The organism is Emticicia sp. (genome assembly GCF_049241225.1).
GTDB lineage: Bacteria > Bacteroidota > Bacteroidia > Cytophagales > Spirosomataceae > Emticicia.
In genome coordinates, this window is the sequence record NZ_JBMLRC010000256.1 from 22877 (window position 1) to 26932 (window position 4056).

The 4056-nt window shown below is 39.2% G+C and carries 4 protein-coding genes and 1 pseudogene; all 5 read left to right on the top strand.

Going from position 1 to position 4056, the window contains the following annotated elements:
* Positions 1–618 (top strand): annotated as a pseudogene (locus tag ACOVO2_RS13965) (homogentisate 1,2-dioxygenase); the annotation flags it as partial.
* A gap of 64 nt (positions 619–682) precedes the next feature.
* On the top strand, positions 683–1837 hold the full coding sequence (gene hppD / locus ACOVO2_RS13970; RefSeq protein ID WP_421770570.1) for a 4-hydroxyphenylpyruvate dioxygenase: 1155 nt from the start codon (positions 683–685) through the stop codon (positions 1835–1837).
* 50 nt (positions 1838–1887) lie between these two features.
* Complete coding sequence (locus ACOVO2_RS13975; protein WP_421770571.1) at positions 1888–2676, top strand: phenylalanine 4-monooxygenase; 789 nt, start codon at positions 1888–1890, stop codon at positions 2674–2676.
* Between the two features lie 217 nt (positions 2677–2893).
* Positions 2894–3331 (top strand): MarR family transcriptional regulator, encoded by a 438-nt coding sequence (locus ACOVO2_RS13980; protein ID WP_350265000.1) that lies wholly within the window; start codon positions 2894–2896, stop codon positions 3329–3331.
* A gap of 67 nt (positions 3332–3398) precedes the next feature.
* A partial coding sequence (locus tag ACOVO2_RS13985) for a fumarylacetoacetate hydrolase family protein (RefSeq protein WP_421770572.1) occupies positions 3399–4056 on the top strand: 658 nt, incomplete at its 3' end.

The window sequence follows — 4056 nt, forward strand, 5'->3', positions numbered from 1 at the left end:
CGAAATCATTTTGGACAATTGCTCGAAAGTTCGCCTTACTGCGAAAGAGATTATAAACTCCCCGAAATTTTAGAAACTTACGACCAAAAAGGCGAGTTTCTGATAAAAATCAAAAAACAACATCAGCTTCATCAGTTAATCTATCAATATCACCCATTTGATGTGGTCGGTTTTGATGGCTACAATTATCCTTGGGGATTTTCGATTCACAATTTTGAGCCAATCACTGGTCGAATTCACCAACCACCGCCTGTTCATCAGACCTTCCAAACCGATGCTTTTGTGGTTTGTTCGTTTTGTCCGAGACTTTACGATTATCACCCAAAAGCCATTCCAGCACCTTATAATCACTCAAATATCGACTCCGATGAAGTTATTTACTACGTTGATGGCGATTTTATGAGTCGAAATGACATAGCAAAAGGCCACATCACGCTACATCCTGGCGGGATTCCGCACGGCCCGCACCCAGGGGCGATGGAACGCAGTATTGGAAAAACCGAAACGCACGAATTGGCGGTAATGGTTGATACTTTCCGACCTTTGATGATTACAGAGAACGCTTTGAAATACGACGATGGAAAATATTTTCAGAGTTGGATGCCCCCCCGCCCCTAAAGGGGAGCTTTTTTATTCTCTTATTTTTTATTGATAAAACTTTACACTTCAAAAATATATAAAAATGGTAAATACGATAACTGAAAATAGAAACCCAAACTCCCCTTTAGGGGCTGGGGGTGTTGGGGGTGATGACTTCCTACCAATCAATGGCACGGATTACATTGAATTATACGTAGGAAATTGCAAACAAGCAGCACATTATTATCAAACTGCTTTTGGTTTTCAGCCTCTGGCTTATGCTGGGCTTGAAACTGGTCTGCGTGACCGTGAAAGTTATGTTGTTCAACAAGGAAAAATTCGTTTGATACTGACATCTCCTCTTCATGGAGGTACTGAAATTGGTCGTCACATCGACCAGCACGGCGATGGTGTAAAAGTAGTAGCTCTTTGGGTTGATGATGCCCGTGATGCTTATTACGAAACCATTTCTCGTGGAGCAAAACCTTATTTCGAGCCAATCGAAGAAGAGGATGAATTCGGTAAGGTGGTGCGTTCGGGCATTCATACTTACGGCGATACCGTGCATATTTTTGTAGAACGAAGCAATTATAAAGGCGTTTTCTTGCCAAATTTCCGTGCTTGGAATCCTACCTACAAACCTGCACCCGTTGGTTTGAAATACATTGACCATATTGTAGGAAATGTGGGTTGGAACGGCATGAATGAATGGGTAAATTTCTACGGTAAAGTAATGGGCTTTAATCAGTTGGTAAGTTTCGATGATAAAGATATTTCGACTGAATATACGGCTCTGATGAGCAAGGTGATGTCGAACGGAAACGGAAGAATCAAATTCCCAATCAACGAGCCAGCTGAAGGCAAAAAACGCTCACAAGTTGAAGAATACCTTGATTTTTATGGTGGTGCGGGCGTGCAGCATTTAGCAGTAGCTACTGATGATATTATTACAACCGTAACTCACTTACGCAATCACGGAGTTGAGTTTTTGCAAGTTCCCGACAGCTACTACGAAGATTTAAAAGAGCGTGTTGGTGATATTGAAGAAGAAATCGAACAATTACGCCCACTTGGCATTTTGGTTGACCGTGACGAAGAAGGCTATTTGCTTCAAATTTTTACAAAACCAATCGAACCTCGTCCGACTATGTTTTTTGAAATCATTCAAAGAAAAGGGGCAAAATCATTCGGAAAAGGTAATTTCAAAGCTCTTTTTGAAGCAATAGAACGTGAACAAGTTTTGAGAGGAACGCTTTAACCCCCAGCCCCTAAAGGGGGGCTTCTTTCAATACGAGTAAATTTAATACCATGAATAATCAAAATATAAAATCAGAACATCAGTTTTTTAACTCCCCTTTAGGGGTTGGGGGTCAAAACTATAACATATACACACCTGCCGACCATGAAGTTTGGCAGGTACTTTTCCAGCGGCAAATGCAGAAATTACCTGCAATTGCCAGTGAGGCTTATCTGGAGGGAATAGAAAAAGCTGGCTTTGTGGCTGACCACATTCCAGATTTTGAGAGAGAAACTAACCCTCGCTTGCAGGAACTGACGGGCTGGTCGGTAGTGGCATGTGAGGGTTTAGTGCCAATCAAAGAGTTTTTCGAACTTTTGGCCGATAAAAAATTTCCCGCTTCAACGTGGCTTCGTACGATGGAACAATTGGAGTATTTGGAAGAACCAGATATGTTTCATGATACTTTCGGACATGTACCGTTGCTAACCAATCAATCTTTTTGTGATTTTTTGGCAGAGTTTAGTATAATTTCTCTCAAATATATCAACGATGAAGAGGCCGTAAAACTCCTACAAAAACTTTATTGGTTTACGGTAGAATTTGGATTGATTCGTGAAAGAAATCAATTAAAAATCTACGGTGGAGGTATCATTTCTTCGAGTGGCGAAAGTGTTTATAGCCTTTGTAGTGGAATACCCGAACGAGTGCCGTATTCCATCGAAGAAATCTTGAAAACCGAAGTAAAAATTGATGCCTTTCAGAAAAAATATTTTGTGATAGAATCATACGAACAGCTCTTTCAATCACTCAAAAATTTTGAAGAAATTTTAGAACGTCAATTATTAGTGTATCAATAATTGAAGGTTTTTTCTACTTTTGTAATATAAATGCTTTTAGCTATTGGCTATTAACTTTTAGCATCTCATAAATTTGGCATTCTTTTCTTTTATCAATAAAATTCTTTTGATAATTCACCTGAATACAGAATCCATTTTTTTAGAAATTCTTTTGCTAAAAGCTAATAGCCAATTGCTAACCGCTCAAAAAAGTAGATAAAGACTGAATTTTAAATAAATGACACACTTAGATAAACGTTCGTACTATTTCAAGATTGATACTACCATCAAGCGTATTCGCAGTTTTATGCAAAAAGGCTTGACCGATGGCGGTATCGACCTAACGGTTGACCAGTGGGTGGTAATTGACCACATCAAACCGAAAGCAGGAATTAGTCAGAATGATTTGGCGGTTGATACCGCAAAAGATGCCCCAACCATCACTCGGATTTTAGATTTATTGGTAGAAAAAGGTTTAGTCAGACGCCAAATGGCCGACGAAGACCGCCGAAAATTTAATATTTATCTGACCGAAGAAGGTGAAAAACTCCACGAAAATGCCTTGGTAGTGATTGCCGAAATCCGACGTAAATCGTGGGGCAGTTTGACCGATGAAGACTACGACCATTTGGTCAGAATCATGGATACGATCCACAAAAATGTGAGCGATAAATAATTGATGGTTTGCAAAATCAGTTTACAGCACTGTACTTTGTAAACCATTTTTGCAAAACAAAATTACAATGAATACTTGGCTCGATATAGCAGCAGACTGCGATTTTTCGATATATAATCTTCCATTTGGAATTTTTAGTACACACAAAAAAAAGCCACAGGTGGGTGTCAGAATCGGTGATTATGTCATTGATTTAGAACAAACTCGAAAGTTAGGTTTACTGAATATTCCCCGAAATATTTGTAATCAGTCGAGCCTAAATCCTTTTATTGGACTTGGCAAAAAACGCACAAATGCAGTTCGACTTCAAATTCAAGAATGGCTGACCCAAGAAAGCTCTCCATTAAAAAGGCATTTTGACCACGTTTTTCATAAAATTGAGGACGTAAAAATGCACTTGCCCGTAAAAATCGGTGATTATACTGATTTTTATTCGAGCATCGAGCATGCAACCAATGCAGGAAAAATTTTCCGTCCCGATAATCCACTTTATCCAAATTGGAAGCATATTCCAATTGCTTATCACGGACGAGCAAGTTCGATTGTGGTTTCGGGTACTCCTATTCATCGCCCACAAGGACAATTCAAACCTGCTGATTCACCAAGTCCAGTTTTTGGCTACACAAAAGAATTAGATTTTGAATTAGAAATTGGTGCCATCATCGGTAGAAATTCTGAACATGGAAAATGTGTAAACACCTCAGAAGCAGAAGATTATATTTTCG

Coding starts and splice junctions, on each gene's coding strand:
- hppD (WP_421770570.1), top strand. CDS start 683: ATGGTAAATACGATAACTGAAAATAGAAACCCAAACTCCCCTTTAGGG.
- ACOVO2_RS13975 (WP_421770571.1), top strand. CDS start 1,888: ATGAATAATCAAAATATAAAATCAGAACATCAGTTTTTTAACTCCCCT.
- ACOVO2_RS13980 (WP_350265000.1), top strand. CDS start 2,894: ATGACACACTTAGATAAACGTTCGTACTATTTCAAGATTGATACTACC.